Annotated in this window: 14 protein-coding genes and 2 pseudogenes; 8 read left to right on the top strand and 8 right to left on the bottom strand. The window is 54.2% G+C overall.

Annotated elements, in window-relative coordinates; translation table 11 throughout:
* Positions 1-243: 243 nt before the first annotated feature.
* Both MW046_RS17715 and MW046_RS17710 read left to right on the top strand, forming a co-directional pair.
* Entirely contained in the window at positions 244-534 is a 291-nt protein-coding gene (locus MW046_RS17715) for an ArsR/SmtB family transcription factor (RefSeq protein WP_247995847.1), read from the top strand.
* The gene (locus MW046_RS17710; RefSeq protein WP_247995846.1) at positions 527-949 is read left to right on the top strand and encodes a DUF8036 family membrane protein; all 423 of its coding nucleotides are present in this window, start codon (positions 527-529) and stop codon (positions 947-949) included. Before MW046_RS17715 ends, MW046_RS17710 begins: the two co-directional genes overlap by 8 nt.
* Positions 950-1055: 106 nt before the next feature.
* Here the strand turns inward: MW046_RS17710 and MW046_RS17705 are convergent.
* Both MW046_RS17705 and MW046_RS17700 read right to left on the bottom strand, forming a co-directional pair.
* Positions 1056-1145: pseudogene (locus MW046_RS17705) on the bottom strand (IS5/IS1182 family transposase); the annotation flags it as partial.
* Between the two features lie 298 nt (positions 1146-1443).
* Positions 1444-1863, bottom strand: a pseudogene (locus MW046_RS17700) (transposase); the annotation flags it as partial.
* 518 nt (positions 1864-2381) lie between these two features.
* On the opposite strand from MW046_RS17700, the gene MW046_RS17695 reads away from it, so the two are divergent.
* Positions 2382-3212 carry a hypothetical protein gene (locus MW046_RS17695; RefSeq protein ID WP_368411452.1) on the top strand — a complete coding sequence of 277 codons (831 nt, stop codon included), beginning with the start codon at positions 2382-2384 and terminating at the stop codon, positions 3210-3212.
* 281 nt (positions 3213-3493) lie between these two features.
* Here MW046_RS17695 and MW046_RS17690 read toward each other — a convergent pair whose 3' ends face one another.
* On the bottom strand, positions 3494-3913 hold the full coding sequence (locus MW046_RS17690) for a GlcG/HbpS family heme-binding protein (protein WP_247995845.1): 420 nt from the start codon (positions 3911-3913) through the stop codon (positions 3494-3496).
* A 291-nt stretch (positions 3914-4204) separates the two neighbouring features.
* On the opposite strand from MW046_RS17690, the gene MW046_RS17685 reads away from it, so the two are divergent.
* A complete protein-coding gene (locus MW046_RS17685; RefSeq protein ID WP_247995844.1) occupies positions 4205-4630 on the top strand; it encodes an OsmC family protein in 426 nt (141 codons plus the stop codon).
* Between the two features lie 447 nt (positions 4631-5077).
* Here the strand turns inward: MW046_RS17685 and MW046_RS17680 are convergent, their stop codons facing one another.
* A complete protein-coding gene (locus MW046_RS17680) occupies positions 5078-5482 on the bottom strand; it encodes a pyridoxamine 5'-phosphate oxidase family protein (protein ID WP_247995843.1) in 405 nt (134 codons plus the stop codon).
* 167 nt (positions 5483-5649) lie between these two features.
* On the opposite strand from MW046_RS17680, the gene MW046_RS17675 reads away from it, so the two are divergent.
* On the top strand, positions 5650-6813 hold the full coding sequence (locus MW046_RS17675) for an amino acid ABC transporter substrate-binding protein (protein WP_247995842.1): 1164 nt from the start codon (positions 5650-5652) through the stop codon (positions 6811-6813).
* 121 nt (positions 6814-6934) lie between these two features.
* On the top strand, positions 6935-7948 hold the full coding sequence (locus MW046_RS17670; protein ID WP_247995841.1) for an alcohol dehydrogenase catalytic domain-containing protein: 1014 nt from the start codon (positions 6935-6937) through the stop codon (positions 7946-7948).
* Between the two features lie 33 nt (positions 7949-7981).
* Here the strand turns inward: MW046_RS17670 and MW046_RS17665 are convergent, their stop codons facing one another.
* Entirely contained in the window at positions 7982-8275 is a 294-nt protein-coding gene (locus tag MW046_RS17665; protein ID WP_247995840.1) for an SUI1 family translation initiation factor, read from the bottom strand.
* A gap of 229 nt (positions 8276-8504) precedes the next feature.
* A complete protein-coding gene (locus tag MW046_RS17660; protein WP_247995839.1) occupies positions 8505-9287 on the bottom strand; it encodes a DsbA family protein in 783 nt (260 codons plus the stop codon).
* A 212-nt stretch (positions 9288-9499) separates the two neighbouring features.
* On the opposite strand from MW046_RS17660, the gene MW046_RS17655 reads away from it, so the two are divergent.
* On the top strand, positions 9500-9979 hold the full coding sequence (locus tag MW046_RS17655; RefSeq protein WP_247995838.1) for a GNAT family N-acetyltransferase: 480 nt from the start codon (positions 9500-9502) through the stop codon (positions 9977-9979).
* A 65-nt stretch (positions 9980-10044) separates the two neighbouring features.
* Here MW046_RS17655 and MW046_RS17650 read toward each other — a convergent pair whose 3' ends face one another.
* Positions 10045-11253 carry a carboxylate--amine ligase gene (locus MW046_RS17650; RefSeq protein WP_247995837.1) on the bottom strand — a complete coding sequence of 403 codons (1209 nt, stop codon included), beginning with the start codon at positions 11251-11253 and terminating at the stop codon, positions 10045-10047.
* Between the two features lie 1217 nt (positions 11254-12470).
* On the opposite strand from MW046_RS17650, the gene MW046_RS17645 reads away from it, so the two are divergent.
* Positions 12471-14486 (top strand): endo-1,4-beta-xylanase, encoded by a 2016-nt coding sequence (locus MW046_RS17645; protein WP_247995836.1) that lies wholly within the window; start codon positions 12471-12473, stop codon positions 14484-14486.
* Between the two features lie 76 nt (positions 14487-14562).
* On the opposite strand, the gene MW046_RS17640 is transcribed toward MW046_RS17645, so the two are convergent.
* Positions 14563-17805 carry a family 78 glycoside hydrolase catalytic domain gene (locus MW046_RS17640; RefSeq protein WP_247995835.1) on the bottom strand — a complete coding sequence of 1081 codons (3243 nt, stop codon included), beginning with the start codon at positions 17803-17805 and terminating at the stop codon, positions 14563-14565.
* Positions 17806-18438: the final 633 nt, after the last annotated feature.

The following is an 18438-nucleotide window of genomic DNA, read 5'->3' as shown; positions in this document are numbered from 1 at the left end:
AATTAGGCACAAATTCGACCCACAATGCGTCGATGCAGCAGGGTTCTACGCCGATCGCTGGATGATCTCTCTCCCTCTCGTTGGAAGGCTATCACGAACGCCCGAGAGTGGGGTGGTTGATTGGACGGTCCCACATCGAAAGGTAAGAGGGAAGTAGATGATTGCGGTAGGTCGGATAGGGTTCTAGTATCTACTACCGATGCAACGCACGCATACCACGAGTGTTGAAATCCAAGCGAGTCGATGAGGCAGCTACTGTGGTGGCTAATTGGTGGAACACAGGGTGGAAAGAACCGATTGCGAATCATTCGAACGTTGAACCGGCGACCGATGAACCGAAATCAGCTCTCGAACAAGCTGGATCTGAACTACAAAACCGTTCAACACCATCTTGAAATGTTAGAGGAAAATAACATACTTACCACAGCAGGAGATGAGTACGGAAAGATGTATTTCCTTACCGACTGGATGGAATCCAATCTCGATTTGCTCGAAGAAATAGCCAAAGAGGCCTCTCTCACCGACGATGAGTGACGAACGATCGATCGTCCGGCCGCTAACGTACGTTACTGGAGCACTCGTTATCGCTCTCTTCGTTTCGGTGGTCCTCCCTCGATACCTCTTCCCTGCACCGGTTCCGCCACGGCCGCCACGGCCGCCACTCGCTGATCTATTGATCGTGAAGACATTCTTCTCGACATTCACCACTGTCCTGCTCATTATGTTGCTATTGACGTACGCTCGAATCTATCGTGGATTGCCGAATCGATTCACGTTGGGCCTCCTCGGATTCATCGTCTCGCTAATGTTATACGCACTGACGGCGAATCCGTTGATCGCTTTGTTGTTTGGCTTTCACCAGCCAGTGACACCGGGACCATTCACGTTCCTCCCCGATCTGTTCGCCAGTGTCTCGGTGATCATCCTACTACAGCAGAGTTACAAATGACACTACGTTCGATTGCATGTAGATGATCCAGGCGGGGCCGTACTGTCGAGCCCTACTTCGGAGGATGGATTTCTGGGTCCTGGTGAATCACCATACAGCGGTGGATTCACGGTGTTACTCTTCGCTTGATATTGTAAATAACACACATCAGCAAAATTTCACGGAAGTCACGATACCAGGTCCGCGCACGCTCGGCCCTAATGATCCAGACGCGATCTGCGAGCTATCATAGAAAACGGTGGTAGAAGCGATCTACTGCCGGTTCACAGACAGAGTAAGTCGGCAAGCGGAGCTTTATATAATCCGCCTCAAAACCATCGTATTCGAGTGTGTATTGGGTGAATTCGAGCGCCACTGACTCAATCGAGATAAATCACAGTGAATCTACAGTAAACGGTAGACTCGCTTAGAACGACGTGTATCAGGTGTACGGCCCCTCGTCGAGTTATCTCATTTTTGTGGACTGACTTTCAAACCTTTTCCCACTCATTACCGCCGAGCGTGCGCTTGACTGAGGAGAAGACGGTCTCACAGATCACTCGCTGGCGATACCGAGGCCCGTCAATCATGCGCATAACGTGCGGATCGACGGGTTGGAAGAGGTGATACTTGATCAGCGGTCTCACGCCCTTCTCACGCAGATTCTCGCGGAAGGCCATCCAATCATAGCCTTCGCCGGCGGCGAGGTTGTGCAGGTCGCCCGCGTTCCGTTGGTGACTTGCCAGCCGAGGTGGTATCGTGGCACTTCGTCGTCGTACAATGAATGCCGAGAATCGCCTGGCTTCCTGTGTCGACGAGTGCTGTCGTTTTCAGTGTCTGCACGCGATAATTCATCCAGTGACAGTAGTGTGTACTCGCGTTCTCGCGGTCGAAAAACGTCGAATCGATTCTGCATGGCCCGATGGCTCGTGCACCTATCTGAAGTCGGCTAGGTAGGATTCGTCATGCATAGCCACTCGCGAAATTTAGCTTGAAACTCCAAATTTCACAGAAAACCGTGCATTAGGAATCTTACCTAGCCATCATCAGCTACGTCTGGATCACTCTCCAGATCTAGCGAGCATTCTGGGAGAAACTGATCCGAGTGTTCTGGATCGAGTAGCATTCCGAACGAAGCCCTCTATCGACGCTACACGGCAAATTCCAGATAAATTCTAGTGAAAAATACCGTTTACAGAAAACCATCCTCCGAAGTTGGGGAACGCTCGCATACAGGATTTGCTATATCGACATGAGGTTTATTCCTGTCACACATATTCTTACGATATGAGCCGTAGAGTTACCAGACTACAGTGGTCTGAGAACCCACAAAACATATCTTCTATATAGGAGAAACGGCTTACCGGCACAAAATGACCGGCTCAGATCATCCCGCACCACGGCTACTCACTTGTCGAGATCGCGGTAAACGACGGAGGTCCTGGTGGTTGCGATGACGGCCGAGGAGACACTGACTAAAGGGACACCCACGGTCAGTGACGACATCCACTGGACACTACTCGATCTCGCTGAACTCGTCGACATCTACTGGGAGGTGATCGCGCCAGCATTCGAACAGGCAGGTCACGATTCCAAAACTGAGCGACCGACCCACGCGTGGCTGTCGGCCAACAGCTTTCGCGGACTCGTTTATGCTTTACGTGAATACCACGATCGGACGTTCGGCGAGTTCTGGGCCGATGATCTCAGACTTGCCGCTGACGAGGGATACGAGTGGGGGATCAAACACGAACGGACGATTACTCTTCTCGAAGCGTATCTCGACAGTCGCCGCGAACGTGGGAATTTGAGCGCCTCTTCAGTGGATACGCTGCGCTATCGGCTAGCAACTTACGTGCGGGCTTACGCTCATGGGAAGTCGCCGCACTCCATCGCTCCCAGCTCGTTCTCGACGGAGATGGCGGTTTATACGTGCAGTTCGATGGGTGTAAAAATAGACCCGGAGAGGTGTCGATCCTCTTCGGAGAGGAAGTGGCCACGACCCGGATACAAGAACTCGACGAGCAGGCTACCTGAAACGGCTATCTCTTCCCCTCCCAACGATCCGAGTCCGGCCACATCGCCCGACGGACGGTGCTCAACCGATTCGATGCACTTGTCGACCGGGCTGCACTCCCCGAGTCGATCAGCGGACAGAAGCCGGTCCCCCAAATGGGTCGGCGCTTCTGGTATGACGCCTACCGGCGACACACGAGCGAGTGATCGAGGAGGTCGGCGAAATTGCTGCCGAACAGGGAAGTGCCAGTGCAGCGGTCGTAGTTGAGAACTATCTATCACCGAACGGCGACGAGAACTCAGACGGTCACACATGCGCGAGCGGTTGGCAGCAGCGTTTAGCAATGACGGTTCCCAACGACATTGCATCGCAGCGCTCTCAGACGAACAGAAATGATAATAATAATAAGATACAGACATGTAGTCCCTGACTCCGAGTTAGTATGCCGACAGATGTGGCGACGATTCCTAACGCTATCGGCTCCAAACCGGTTCTACGGGGCTCGACGAGGGTGACTACAGAAGGTAACCAACCGCTAGGGAGGTGCATTACGCATTCATCTCCTCAAACCGATCAACACCGGCCCGAGCAACCTCCATGTCTTCCACTACTTGACCACCACTCGAACCGATCGTTGCAACGATCTGTCCGTCTCGTTCAAGCGGGAAGCCGCCACCGAAGATCACGATCCGTCCCCGATCAGTGGTCTGAAGTCCGTACAGGGATTCACGAGGCGTTGTCACGTCTGCCAGTTCATGGGTCGGAATCTGTAGTGCAGCGGCAGTATACGCCTTACAGCGGGAAATATTCACGCTTGCAAGCCACGCTCCATCCATCCGATGCTGGGCAATGAGGTTTCCCTCCGAATTAGCGACTGCGATGACCGACGGGACGTCGATCTCTTCAGCTTTCTGCTCTGCCGCCTTGATCAGTTCTGTGGCTGTTTCGAGTGTGATTGATTCGACCATTGCTCTGTCCCATCGAATAGTGCGTGGGTTGTGATGCTAAATTCCGACCGCGCTTTTACAAGTCGTCCGAACGATGAGCGACTGTCAGAAATAGCACGAAGGAGACGCTTACAGCGATCGTAGAGCACGCGAACACTCTCTGTCACGTACACGATGTGCTCCGAAAAGAACTTCCCGCAGGGGTTGTTAGCCGAGGAAGCGTGTCTTAGTTATAACAATTTTATTATATGTATATGTATAAATACTGTGCGGTACCTTATTGTCCGAAAATCCCGTATAGATGCATGTAGTATGCCAGTACGAAACGCAGAAGCGACGTGGGAAGGCGGTTTGCAGGACGGCAACGGCTCGGTCGAGCTTGAAAGTGGCGCATACGAGGGACCGTACTCGTTTCAATCACGGTTCGAAGAAGGAACGGGCACGAATCCAGAAGAACTCATAGGTGCCGCCGAGGCGGGCTGTTTTTCGATGGCGCTTTCGATGCTCCTCGAAGAGAACGACCACGCGCCCGAGCGGATCCATACCGAAGCAGCGGTCCGACTCGAACAAGTCGACGGTGACTTCGCGATCACCAGCATCGAACTCGATACTGAGGGTGCAGTTCCAGAGATCGACCAATCGACGTTCACCGAGTACGCCCAAGAGGCCAAAGAGAACTGTCCGGTCTCGAAGGCGCTAGAGGGAACGGACATCACGGTAAACACGATGCTCGTCTGAGTACGTGATAGAACAGTTCTTGAACCTCGATGAATGTGACCGAACAGTGGAAGTGAGAGCCGAACCACAGTATCAGCCGTACGTGATCACGTACGTGCTCGGCCCATTGTGTTCGACAGATAACTCCATCCCTGACCATCCAGAACGCAGTAGCCTTCGATAGCAAATGGGATCGAATCGGCTGATACTTGACAGGTGCCGTCAACAGAAGACGATACAACGACTTGTGTTTACAGGCGTAATTTCGTAACGATAGCATTTGGAAGGTCGTCGCCCTTTGCCTCCTGACGGACCATACTTAACTAGTCCATTATACATTCAATCATTTCTGTCTTATCGAATGGCATCTCCCTAGCAAACAGTCGTGATTCGGTCGTCCGGAGATGAAAGGTACGCGCTACAAGATAATGCGATCGGTGAGACGGAAGATCGAAGCTCGTATCCGACTCACCCGCCGCCGTGAGGGACTACTTCATCCGGCCGTATTTTGAGGAGGACCCGAGTGGTCCTGATTGGTGGTTGATACTCCTCGGAATCAGTGTATCGTTGAGCAAGCGTGTCGATGTGTTCGCGGGCGTTGTCCTCAGTGATCTCATCAACGGTGCCGAGCACCGAAAGCGCCCGGTATCTATCCGCGGGATCGGTCATACTCAGTCCGACAGATCTGTTGTTCTGAACGTTCTGTTCTTTTCGTCGTCCTCGTTCCGTATTCACGAGTAGACGGTCGTCATCCACGTCGTAGTCGATCCACACCGGCGTGACGTGTGGCAAGCCATCAGGCGTAAGTGTTGCAAGGTGTGCAAACGTTTTCTGTTCAAACAAATCATGAAACTCGGATGGAATCGAGGCCATACCACACGAATCGCTCGCCATCCACTTCATACTATCTGTGCGAAGGCCTCGTTCGTTGGTCGATCGAATCGCAACACCACGATGAACGCGAGAGCTGTCGTTACCCATCGATCGGTGGGTTCATTGCGATCGTAGTATAATACATTGAATGAGAAGGAAAAATAATCATGATACCCGACTGCGTTACCGTCGGATTGCCCGTCTCTCAGAGCGGACAGTTTAGCCATCAAGGGAAACAAACGCTTGCCGGTGTCAAACGCTGGATCCGCTGGGCGAACCATCGCGGGGGAATCCGACTCGATGATGACCTGCAACTGCCGCTCAAGTTGGTCCACCACGACGACGAAAGTGATCCGGTTGCGACCAAGTGCCTGACCCGACGGCTGATTCGAGACGACGACGTCGATATTCTACTCGGCCCGTACTCCAGCCGTCTAACGCGGGCCGTAGCGCCCGTGGCTGAAACCCACGAGATCGTGCTATGGAATCACAGTGGCGCAACTAACGCCCTCTACGACGAGAGATCACAGTGGCTCGTCAGCGTTCTCACACCAGCAAGCCGCTATTTCCATGGGATTCTTGATCTGATCAAACGCGAAGATCAATCAGCGTCGCAGGTCACAGTCTGCTGGTCGAACAGTGGATCGTTCGGGAGAACGGTTGCGGCTGGTGCGATAGCCCACGCTCGAACAGTGGGGTTCACGGTCGGTACGACACACAGATGGGACCCACCGCTGGATGATGTCACGTCGATCGTCGATTCCATTCAGAATGAGACACCAGATCTCGTGTTGGCAGCAGGCTCGTTCAAAGACGATGTTCGATTCGTGCGAGCAGTGGAAACCGGCGGTTGTCGCGTGAAGGCGATCGGGGTAGTGGCCGCCGGTATCTCGGCGTTCGGCGAACAGCTCGACGAGACGGCCAATGGCGTGTTCGGCCCGAGTCAGTGGGAACTCGTTTTGGGGGAGAGTCCGGATTACGGCCCGTCGCCAGCAGATGTAGTCGAACTTTTCGAAGACGCTTCCGTGGAGACCGTGGAGTATCCAGCCATGCAAGCGTTCGCTACGGGACTCATCGTCGAACGATGCCTTACAACAGGAGCAGCCTTCGATGCAACCACGGGAACGATCGATCAACGACGGCTCCGAACGACCGCAGAAAAGTCGGACTTTACGACGTTTTACGGCCGTTTTCGGATCGATGCCGAGACGGGTAAACAGATCGGTCACACACCGGTCGTCGTCCAATGGCAAGGGAATGAGAAACACGTGGTGTGGCCAGAGCAGCGTCAGCACGTCGAACCACGATATCCGATCCATCCCGATAGATGAGTCATCCGCAACCGTTCGGAATACCGTCAATTCGCCCTCGGGAGTTTGGACGCTGTTCCCCAAGATGTTCAACACGATGCAGCCTCGGAAGAACTAATCCGAATACGTCCGTACTGTTCGTATGAAGGTTGCAGCGTTTACTGGATTCGGTGGACCGGAAGACGTGACCGTCCGAGAGATGAATGTTCCAGAACCAGCTGAGGGAGAGGCGGTGATCGATGTGCATACGTGCGCGATCAACCGTCACGATCTCTGGATCCTCGAAGGTGATTCGGCCATGGTTAGTTCAGAGGCCCTGCCGTTCGTCTCCGGCCTTGATATCGCCGGTGCCGTTGCGGACGTCGGCGACGGTGTCGAGTCAGTATCGGCCGGTGATCACGTCGTATTATGCCCGAATCAGACGTGTGGTGCATGCCGGTTCTGTCGAGAAGGTCCCGAAAACCTCTGTGAACGGTTCAGTCTGTTTCACGGGGGACTTGCCGGGCACGCTGTCGTGGACGCTGATCGACTCCTGACGCTCCCTGATAACGTCGAGACGACCGCCGCTGCCGCCATTCCGACCGCCTACATGACTGCACTCCACATGTTCCGGCGTGCCAAGGTGGGACCGGGCGATCTCGTGTTTATTCCTGGTGCGACCGGTGGGGTCGGTGTCGCCGCAACCCAACTTGTCGACGCCGTCGGTGCACGATCGATCGGTACCTCGACCTCTGCGGCCAAACTCGATCGGCTATCTGAGATCGGGACCGATTTCACCATCGAGACGGACGACCCGGAAACCCTTAGAGATGCAGTCACCGACATCGGTGCTCCAGATGCAGTACTCAATCACCTCGGTGGCGAATACACCGAGATGGGACTCGACGTGCTCAGACGTGGGGGACGGATGGTGATCTGTGGCCGCACGGCCGGTCGCCGATCGGAGATCGACGTCCCACAACTGTTCTTGGACCACAAACACGTCATCGGAAGTACGATGGGGACACAGACGGATCTCCAGACACTCGTTCAACTCCTTGCTGATGGTACGCTCGAACCTGTGATCGACGACGAATACGATCTTTCCGACACGGATCAGGCGTTCGCAGACATGCAGAACCGCGACATCTTCGGTAAACTCGTCGTCCATCCGTGATTGACAGCTTGTATTCCAATTTATTTTCGAGAACTATCCTTCGACCTGATACCCATGTTCGCGAAGTAGTTCTCGAATCCGTTTCTCATGGGCTCCTTGGATTTCAATACGATCGTCTTTGACCGTTCCACCGGTGCCGAGCGCCGACTTGAGATCGCTCGCGAGATCATCGAGATCGGTGTCGGTTTCGAATCCGTCGATGATTACCATTTCCTTCCCGTATCTGCGCTGTTCAGTCCGCACCGTGAGTTCCTGGAGCGAACGATCGAGGTCTGCCGTCGGGTCCTCTGGAACGTCGAGGTCTTCGAACGGATCGTCTTCGCTCATAAGCAAGTGTTGATAGTCGTGATAGCACCACAAGGGTATTTCCGTCTTGATCGAATTTTCGATATCGTCATCTCTTACTCGGATTCAGAGAACCATCCAAATTCCTACACCGAGAGTGGTGTGATATGCTGTGTACCCGAGTTGAGCGGACAAATTCGAATCATCGAACGATTCACGTTCGAGATATCTATCGATTCATATCATTAATATCCCATCATATGACTGAAATTCAGTTTCCTTGTACTTCCTTGATTTTGGCTGCATACGTCTCGTACGGTTGGGTGCCGACGACCTTAGATGATTTCTCCGAATCTCTGTTGAAAAGAATAAAGCCCGGTGTCCCCGGTATCTTCGACTGGGATGGGATCTCTTCTTCGATCTTTTGTTTGATTTGGTCTCCCTGTGAATCGATACACGATTTGACTGGAGATGGATCGATCCCTACGTTTTCCGTGATATTGAGCAGGTTTTCTTGGTCCGCCCATCCACTTCCTGGTTCCTTTTGCTTCTCGTACATGGTTTGATACCACTCCCAATACTTGTTCGGATCAGTATCAGCGACTTGTTTCCAAACACACGTGGTTAGAATAGCAGCTGGCCACGAGTTCTCCGTTTTATACGGAAGTTCGAGCGCAACGACACGGAGAGTCCCATTTGCCACTTCGTTTTCGAGGATCTGCGGAAAGATCCTCTTCACAAATTCGCTGCAGTACTTGCAGTTCAGTTCACTCCAGTAGTACATATCGACGAGGGCATCGTCCTGTCCGAACACTGGCTTATCATCGAGTGCAATACCGTATGCGGTCGTTCCTGATGCACTGTGGAGGTAAGGAAATGAACGACCAGAGCTATCCGTAGATGTGCTTTGAGGCGTCGTTTCCGTCGATGTGGATTGTGGGTTACCGGCGTTCGTTGAGCTTTCAGTACAGCCCGCAATCCCTCCAGCAAGCGCAAGCGCTCCACTCCGGAGCAGAGCCCGCCGCGTTCGTTCCGTTCCTAGTTTCCGAGCCATTGTAACGTTCCTGTTGATAGATGCTACTGCTTCGTACATATGGTTGTACCGATTCTTCACTACGTTCTTCCCTTTTTGATGTCAAGATCGACCACGGATCTAGCGTGCAGAACATCCCACTCAGAACGTTCTACTAGTATGATATATAAGACTTCATATATTTATTGAAATAGACCTAACATATAAGTATTATAGATACCAGTTCAATAGGTATGATAGAACTTCGTCGTGCACGGGTCGACGATGCATCAGAGATGGCTCGAATACAAGTCGCTGCAACCCGAAGTCAAGCCGGTGACTATTATTCTGAAGAACAGATAGAACAGCTAGCGTCATCCGATCATGGATCGGAGAACATCGATCATGCAGTCTTTGACGATGATGATTATTATACTATCATAGCGGAGGATGATGATGAGATAGTTGGATTCTCTATCGTTCGTTTGGATGAAAGATATCTTTCTGGCATCTTCATCGATCAAAACTACACTGGAAACGGGATTGGAAAGAACCTCATCGAAAATGTCGAAAAGCGATCTCGTAGAGAGAACATACAATCACTCGAAACATATGCAGCATTGAACGCTGTCGGATTCTATGAATCGTGTGGGTTCGAGATAAAAGAGGAGATCAACACAAACGAAGCTGAAAGCCCAGATATACCAGCAATTAGAATGAAAAAGAAAATATAGAGGTGTTATTACGGCAGGAGGGCGTGCGTCGGCCACGAGTCGTAAGTCTGTCAACGGCTCGCATATCACGTCAGGTGAAGCGTCTTCAAAAGCTGTCCAGTGCCAAGTTCAACTGCTTGGATGAGCGCGATGGCGGTGGGACGTGGATCATCGATCGATACGAATGTGTGCTTTGGACCGACGAATGCTCGACAGAACGGACCGAACGCACGGAGATCACCATCCGCGAGATGGTGTTGGAGCCAGTTGAGATCACCGTACAGCAGACGGCGTTGGACGACATCCGTCCGATAGCTTCCCACCACCTGTGGACGCTCGCCGCGCAACAGTCGATAGTGAAGCCACGGGAAGTCAACCCCGCTGTTTATCGCGAGAGGAAGCGATCCCCAGTATCGACCATTTATTTCGATGAGCTGAAACTCCCCGTTCGGACGTTTCATGAACTCAACCTGTGCTGGTCCAGTCCACTCCAATCGTTCGATCAACAACCGGGCATGCTCGAACATTCGCTGGTTCCGGACACCGTCAAGAAGCGTCGAGTTCCCCCCGCTCGGTGGATCAGTCCGAAGCCGTCGTTCTTGGAAATGTGCGAGGATTTCGCCTTCGTCAGCCAAAACGACGGTAGTCTGAGTTTCACCGGGAACGTACTCCTGAACCAGCGGCGGATACTCCTCGAACACGTCGTTCGATTCACGGATCGTTTCGTAGGTCGATAAGAGTTCGTCCGGTGAGCGGACGTAATAGGAGTCGTTGACGCGGCTCAGTTTATGTTCTCCGTTGGCAGTCCACATGCTTTTACTCCGCGATTTGATCACCGCTGGATACGACAGTTCATCCCGGATCCGATCGAGATCGTCGGCTGACTCCGGTGTAAACGTCGCAGGAGCAGGAATATCGAGCGTTGCGGCGAGATCGAACGTGTTCGCCTTATCATACACGAGTGATAGCGTCTCCCAGTCCTCAGCAGCGACGACCGTTCCCGTTCGTTCGAGTTCGGCTTTGTGACGGGACAGAAGTGACGTCGTCTTCCCTGTAACCGGAACGACCGCGAAGTAGTCGTTGTCTGCTAAGTGCGTCCGGAGATGGTCGAGAAAGGCATAACAGTCGTCGGCCGGGTCGGGGTGGAGGTACGTGTCCGTTGCGTACTTCGAGACCGATCCGAGGGCGAACCGCCGCTCCGTTCCAGCTGTGACACGGACGCCGTGCCTACCAAGCGACCGAACGATGCTGAGGGCCGCCTGCCCATTACTGTCGAGGACGAGAACTTCATTCATGACTGGTTCCCCCGGATTATCCGGTCTTTCCCGCGATCGCTCGCCGAGGACGCGAACCCCGATACGACCCCTCTCCAGTAACGCGACGTGTACTACACACGCTGGGACACGACATTGTAATTTAGAAATTAATTCCAATACTGCGTCAGAGATTGAATAAAGAACGCTCTGTGGGTAAGTGATCGTTGGTCAACCGGTTAGCGCTCATGACCGACGGTAGATAGCTCCGGTTACACAGTCATCAGCAATCAGGTGAGCAACCGTAAGACGGCCACGGATGATTTCAGGTAGCCTCCTCTGGAGTTCCTTCGTTGGGGGCTGATTTCGTCGTTCAGGAACGGTGAATCGAAGAGCAACCCCTTTTTCACCAACCGCTCAAGACGTCTTTTCGATCCTGAAGACCACCACAAGTTAGGGTTCGCCATGATAAATCAACCATGGTGTTCTCCCGAGGGTGGATTTGCCTGTTCCGTAATCGAAGCCCCATCCCGACGCATCGTTTCAGTCCGTTAGAAACGGCCTACTCGCAAACACCCGATTCGGTTTTCTGTTGCGTACATACCGGAGCCGATATGATCGACAGCACGGAATAGCATTACAGACGTACCAGTGTAATATCAATATCCGCTTTACCGGCTACCTACGTGGGAATGAGACAGCTAAGGGCGAGACTTCGCCGAGAAGACCAGTGAATATCGTTTGCCTACCACTCGACGACCGACATAAACATACTGTACGATACGAGCCTCGAGTATTTTATTGCATAGCAGTTGAGTTCCTATATAGAAGAACGTGTGCGAATCGTTGATTCGGAACTTCTCCTACCTAACTAGATGAATTCACCGAATAAAAATCCCATACAACAAATAAAGACGGTTGAAATCCACCTCGATATAAAGAGAACGGGAGTTCGGAGGTTGTCACTATAGAAAATTCCATAACCAAGTACCGATCGACGAGAGAGACGTGTGGTGAGAACGCAGTGACGGACGAAAAACGCGAATAGAAGGCAGTCATCATGACGAAAAGGGGTTTCCAGAAACTGTCCCACTATCGGACTGTCAGAGTTCCGTTTTCGTTCGCTTCGTCTAACAACTGGTCTACATACTCCGTATCCAGAATTGAAGGCATAGTGTAAATATAGAAATGAAATTTGTTGTGAACATAAGTTTTATATTATTGTATATGTATCAATTGCATACGGGTGATGTGTTAGCATGACAAGCGATCATGAGCAATCGGTATCGACGGACGACGCGACAGAGACACGAAAAAGCCACCTCAACCGCCGCGCGTATCTGCGGGCACTCGGCGGTATGAGCGTTCTCAGCGCTCTGGGTGGACTGGGGTCCCAGCCGGCCACGGCAGAAACGGCCGATCCCTCGAAGACGGTCGACGAACGCATTCAGGAACACCGCACTGGAACCGTGGAGATCGTCGTCGAAAATCCCGATGGGTCTCCGGTCCCTGACGCCGACGTGGCTATATCACAGCAAACCCACGCCTTCAACTTCGGCACTGCCGTCAACGCCAATACCCTGATAAACAACTCCAGTCCCGGCGACAACTATCGGACGTACATCCCGGAGCTGTTCAACACCACTGTGTTAGAAAACCGCCACAAATGGAGGTTTTGGGAGAACGAACAGCAGTTAGCCGACCAAGCAACCCAATGGCTCCTCGATCAGGGACTAAACGTGCGCGGCCACGTTTGTATCTGGGGGCGCGATGGTGTAAGTGCTATTCCAGACGATATCCAAACTGCCATCGACAACCAAGACGCACAAACCATCCGTGACCGGTCGATGCAGCATATCGAGGACATCATCACCCACTACGGCGACGACATCACCGAGTGGGAGATCGTCAACGAGGCCATGCACACCTATCAGCTCCAACTGGGCGTCTACGGCGATCAGATCGACACTGACGAACCGTGGACCGGCGAGGTCGTCCCATGGACCTCCCAGTTGCTGGCCGATTGGTATAGTCAAGCTGCGTCAGTCATTGCCGCCAATGGATTGGACGTCGGCATCGGTGTCAACGATTTCAATCAGTTCCCGTATGCGTACACCGACGGCCGCTATGAGACCGAAATCGACCACATCAACTCCGCCGCTACCCAACTCGACACGGTCGGATTACAGGCTCACGTCGCCGCGCGCACCGGCGAGTTCAACTCCAACGACAATCCCGACGGACGGATCAGCGCCAGCCAAGTCACCAGTGAGATCAACAAATGGGCCGATCACGGCGCTCGGGTGAAAATCACCGAATTCGACACGTACAACGGCGACGATTGGACCAGTGACCAAGAGCGCGCCGACATGTTGGAGAACTATCTTCGAGGGGCGTTCAGCCATCCAGGTGTCGACGCGTTCATCATGTGGGGCTTTTGGGACGGCCGCCACTGGGAAAACGAAGCCCCATTGTTCTCTCAGGACTGGTCGCAGAAACCGGCGTACGACGTTTGGACCGGTCTGGTGTTCGATGAATGGTGGACCGACGAGACCGCTACCACCGACAGTCAGGGCACCCACTCTACGTCCGCGTTCCTCGGAACCCACGAAATCACTGCCGAAACCGATGGCGATACGACCACGACGACCACGACAGTGACCGATTCCGCAGGCACCACCACTGTCACCCTCACTCTCGATGGCAGTGGGGGCGGGGATGACGATACGACGGCGCCGAGTACACCTACAAACCTATCGGTGAGTTCGACGACGAATTCTTCGGTGACCGTCACCTGGAACACTGCTTCGGACACCGGTGGCTCCGGGCTAGATCACTACGTAGTGACGGTCGATGGAAGTCAAAACCAGACCGTTGCAGCGGGAATGACCCAAACGACAGTATCTAGCTTGTCCGCAGGAACGAGCTACGAGATCGGTGTCCGTGCAGTCGATGGCGCGGGCAACGAATCGGCGACGACGACGGTCGCGGCGACGACCACGGATGACGATGGATCGGGTACCGTCCTCGCAGAGGTAGACCCCAGTACGACCACCGCATCAGTCGGCGAGCAGATCACGTTCCAGGTGACGGACACGTCGGGAAGCGGGCAGTGGATCACGGCGTTAGACTGGACGTTCGGTGACGGTACGACTGCGACCGGCTGGTGGAACGCCCACACGTATGACGCTCCCGGCAACTACACCGTCGCACTGACAGCCACGGACAACGAGGGTAACACCACCACCCACGAGATCACGATTACCGTTTCCTGACCCGTGCGCTAAACCTTCAGACTGGTATTGAAACGTCGTCGGAGTATCAATCGGGGCGTCGGCGGCCGAATCGGCATCAACTCGTCGGCTCGACCACGAACTCGTAGGTGCCCGATCCCACCTCGATCATCCGAGTACCGTCCGTTCGATCGATCGAACGAACACCTGAGACGGTGTTATCTTCGAGCACCGTTCCCGACTCTGACACGATCGCACCGCCGATGTCCGGTAGATGAATCGTTGCAGACGTGTTCCACGGAATACCCACAGTGAGCCGGTATTTTCGGTCCCCATCGCGGTCCCACGCGACTTTGAGCTTTCCGTTTGGCGTCTCGACGCTCGCGTTTACCCAGTCGAGGTCATCGACCAGCGTGGGAGCGATCGTGACATGTTCTGTCACTGGAACATCACCCATCCGGATGCCAGCTAGTATCGCATAGAAGAATTCGGAGACATGGGTGAACGGCGAGTGATTGAGTGAGTTCATCCCGGAACCGACGCTTTCATCGGAGTTCCAGCGTTCCCACATGGTCGTCGCGCCGTTTCGAACCATGTACACCCAGCCAGGTTGGTCCGGTTGGCTCACAATCTCGTAAGCGAGATCCGCATGCCCGTGTGTTGCGAGCGTGTGGATGAGGGGGCGTGTTCCGAGGAAACCGGTCGTGAGCTGCTCACCGTCGGTTCGCACCTTCTCAACGAGGTTCTCGACGACGCATTCCGTCTCCGTATCGGGGACTAAACCGACGAACAATGGAACAGCGTACGACGACTGCGTACCGGGACCATAGACACCCTTCTCGGCATCGAAAAAACGGTCGGTAAACGCAGTGGCGATGTGGTCAGCCCGGCCGCGATAGATCTCACGGTCCCGCTCGTTGCCGAGAGCATCAGCGATCTTTACAAAGGTGTCTATGACCTGATAGAGGAACGCGGTGTTGAACAGGGCATGGGGCAGTCCGCGTCGGCCGTCGGCATTCTCGAAGGCGAGCCAGTCACCGAACTTGCCGTAGTCGTTGGGAACGATCCCATCATCCGCGACTGAATACCAGTAGTCGACGTACTGCCGCATCCCCTCGTACTGCTCGCGGAGGATGCGGTCGTTACCGTCGTGCAGATAGAGATACCACGGTATCATCACCCGTGTGATCGACCACGTAGGATCTGCCGGATTTTCTTGGTGCTTGTTTGGGATCACGTCCGGGACGTAGCCCATCGGGGACGCGGCGTCTTCGTGGTCTCGGATCCATTTCTCATCGAATCGTACGGCATCGAAATTGAACAACAGCGCCCTGGTCGAGATGTGTGCATCGCCAGTCCAACCGAAGCGTTCGTCCCGCTGGGGGCAGTCTTCCGGAATCGAATGGGTGTTGCCGCGTAGTCCCCAGATGGCGTTGTGTTGCAGTTGATTCAAGTCTTCGTTCGAGCAGGTGAACTTCCCGCGCCGGTCCATCGCCGTGTGAACGACCTTCGCAGTCACTCGGTTCGGATCCAATTCGCCGGGATAGCCGGACACTTGAACATACCGGAATCCGTGGTACGTAAACCGAGGTTCGTACGTCTCGATTCCTATCCCGCGCGCAACGTACGTGTCCCGCGCGTCCGCCGTCCGGAGATCCATCGTCGAGAGATCGCCGTCGTCGGTGAGCGCCTCAGCGTGATGGAGTGTTATCTCCGCACCGGATTCAGCACCCTCGATCTCGATTTCGAGCCACCCTGTAAGGTTCTGTCCGAAGTCGAGAATGGGTCCCGCTGGGTGGTCGTGAACTGCCTCAACATCGAACGTCTCGACGACATCCATCGGTTCGATCCGCTGGGGACGGAGGGTGCCACCAGGACCGTCGACCACGCGTGCAGGACGCCACGCCGAATCGTCGAAGCCAGCCGAACTCCATCCATCCTGTTCGTGTCGCGCGTCGTAATATTCACCGTCGTAAACGTCGTTCTCACGGATCGGACTCTCGGTCGCTCGCCACTCACCGTTCGTGGTGAGCGTGTGAGTCGTACCGTCTTCGAACTCCACGGTGAGAACGACCCGGCCTCGTGGAGATCCATCACCAACCCAGTATGCGTGGGTTTTCGAAAACCAGCCGCGTCCGAGCCACAATCCCAAAGCGTTCGTTCCGTCCGTGAGTTGGTCCGTGATGTCGTGGGTGGCGTAGAGGACGCGCCGCTCGTAGTCCGTCCACGCGGGATCGAGGCGACGCTCACCCACCCGATCGCCGTTGACGTGGAGTTCGCCGTAGCCGACGGCCGCAACGTAGGCTCGCGCCGTCTCGATCGGTCGATCGAGGGTAAACTCCGTCCGCAACAGCGGTGACGAAGACGCGGTCCGCGACGTTACGTGTTCGTTCACGAGATGATCGCATCCCCACGTATCGGTCTCAACCGACGACGAGGCCGTAACGGGGCGACCGTGGGCGAGGTTCTCACCGGTTCGATCGTGGACAGTAAGCGCAGCAAGCGCGAAACACTGCCATGCATGAACGTGTTCGGTGTGTCGTTCGACCTCCGTATCGCGGTGACCAACGGTCGTCGACGGCTGGACATCGAATAGATCCGTCGCTGTCACTCGGACGTACCGTCCACGAGCGTCGAGATCTTCGTGTCGTCGGACCGAAGCGTCATCCAGCGAATCGGTGGTATCCACGACGAGCGTAGCGTCGTCGAAGCCCGGATCATCGGCGACCTCGATCCGGTAGCCGCGGGGAAATCCGAACCCATCGAGAGGGTTCTCGAACCACGACATCGTCACAACCGTATCGTCCGGCGTTCTGATGATGACGACCGGCTGTGCCGGATGCAGACCGACGGACGAGATCTCCCTACGTTCACAAAGATCGATTTGGACCCACTCGTTACTGGTTGAATCGGTCGGGTTCCACTGGCTGCGCCATCCGTTCGTGTCGCCACCGTCGGGTTGATGTGCGATCCAGTCACCCGTCCACTGCTCGTTGTCGAGAGCTGTTGAGAACCGCGCTGGAGCGGCCCATTCCGTCGTACCGGTGTTCGTCCACACGATCACCGACCAGTAGTAATCCGTGTCCGGTGCGAGTCGAGGACCACTGTAGACGACGTTCGTCGCCTTCGTGGATTCGACTCGACCGGAATCCCACACAGTCCCGGTTCCGTTTTCGACAGCCGTACGGTCGTGGCCGACGATTAGCCGATACGCTGTTTGGTGACCGCCACGCCGATCGCTCGCCACTCGCCACGAGAACCGCGGTCGCGTTCCCGGAGCCACGTTCGTCGGACGTTCTTCGTATTCAACACGAAGCTCCGTCGGACGGGACAGCCGTGTTCTGTCAGTGGATTCTGACATAGCCCAGACCACTTAAGCAGCCGACTTAAGTCTTTGGTGAGATGTTTGCTCGAATAACCGATCCAATACAGCCAGAACACATCATATCGATGCTATTACAGTGATTGCAGGGGGAACACCAGCGTGTTACTGATCCAAGACAGCGATTGATATACGTGATTGATCCGGATCAAACACGACGATCGTTGCTGAGAAGCGACAACAGATAACGACTCATGTTGATTTCAACCTTAACTATATTTTTTATATTTATTTAATATATTACTATCTAAAATATGTATAGGATTTATTGTTTGAGACCTATACAGGTTTCCTCTCCGTATGCTACTCGATTGTAGAGCTGCCAAAGATGGAGTAGATTTCCAATGCACGATCACTCTCGAAAGCCAGAAGTCGGCTCGGTAGGGTCGTCGTGCATATCTACCGGCGAAATTTAGACTGTCGATATAGATACATATTTCGAGTCCAGTCATGCATAAGAAATCAAATACCCAGCCGTTGTCCCATGCTAGCGGGCAGGCAGCGAACGCCTCAAAGCCGACGCTCAAAGCCGTACGCCGCTTCCTGACGGTATCGGCCGGCAGCAAGGCTCATCATCTAGTCCGGTCATCAAGACCGCTCCGCCAGTCCTCA

It is taken from the genome of Halocatena salina (assembly GCF_023115355.1).
GTDB classification, from domain to species: domain Archaea; phylum Halobacteriota; class Halobacteria; order Halobacteriales; family Haloarculaceae; genus Halocatena; species Halocatena salina.
This window is presented reverse-complemented; position numbering and strand designations above follow the sequence as displayed.

Bases quoted from the DNA above. Each gene is read 5' to 3' on its own strand.
- MW046_RS17690 (WP_247995845.1), bottom strand. From the start codon at position 3,913: ATGGTCGAATCAATCACACTCGAAACAGCCACAGAACTGATCAAGGCG.
- MW046_RS17655 (WP_247995838.1), top strand. From the start codon at position 9,500: ATGATAGAACTTCGTCGTGCACGGGTCGACGATGCATCAGAGATGGCT.
- MW046_RS17665 (WP_247995840.1), bottom strand. From the start codon at position 8,275: ATGAGCGAAGACGATCCGTTCGAAGACCTCGACGTTCCAGAGGACCCG.
- MW046_RS17675 (WP_247995842.1), top strand. From the start codon at position 5,650: ATGATACCCGACTGCGTTACCGTCGGATTGCCCGTCTCTCAGAGCGGA.
- MW046_RS17685 (WP_247995844.1), top strand. From the start codon at position 4,205: ATGCCAGTACGAAACGCAGAAGCGACGTGGGAAGGCGGTTTGCAGGAC.
- MW046_RS17660 (WP_247995839.1), bottom strand. From the start codon at position 9,287: ATGGCTCGGAAACTAGGAACGGAACGAACGCGGCGGGCTCTGCTCCGG.
- MW046_RS17715 (WP_247995847.1), top strand. From the start codon at position 244: ATGAGGCAGCTACTGTGGTGGCTAATTGGTGGAACACAGGGTGGAAAG.
- MW046_RS17650 (WP_247995837.1), bottom strand. From the start codon at position 11,253: ATGAATGAAGTTCTCGTCCTCGACAGTAATGGGCAGGCGGCCCTCAGC.
- MW046_RS17695 (WP_368411452.1), top strand. From the start codon at position 2,382: ATGACGGCCGAGGAGACACTGACTAAAGGGACACCCACGGTCAGTGAC.
- MW046_RS17710 (WP_247995846.1), top strand. From the start codon at position 527: ATGAGTGACGAACGATCGATCGTCCGGCCGCTAACGTACGTTACTGGA.
- MW046_RS17680 (WP_247995843.1), bottom strand. From the start codon at position 5,482: ATGGCCTCGATTCCATCCGAGTTTCATGATTTGTTTGAACAGAAAACG.
- MW046_RS17640 (WP_247995835.1), bottom strand. From the start codon at position 17,805: ATGTCAGAATCCACTGACAGAACACGGCTGTCCCGTCCGACGGAGCTT.
- MW046_RS17645 (WP_247995836.1), top strand. From the start codon at position 12,471: ATGACAAGCGATCATGAGCAATCGGTATCGACGGACGACGCGACAGAG.
- MW046_RS17670 (WP_247995841.1), top strand. From the start codon at position 6,935: ATGAAGGTTGCAGCGTTTACTGGATTCGGTGGACCGGAAGACGTGACC.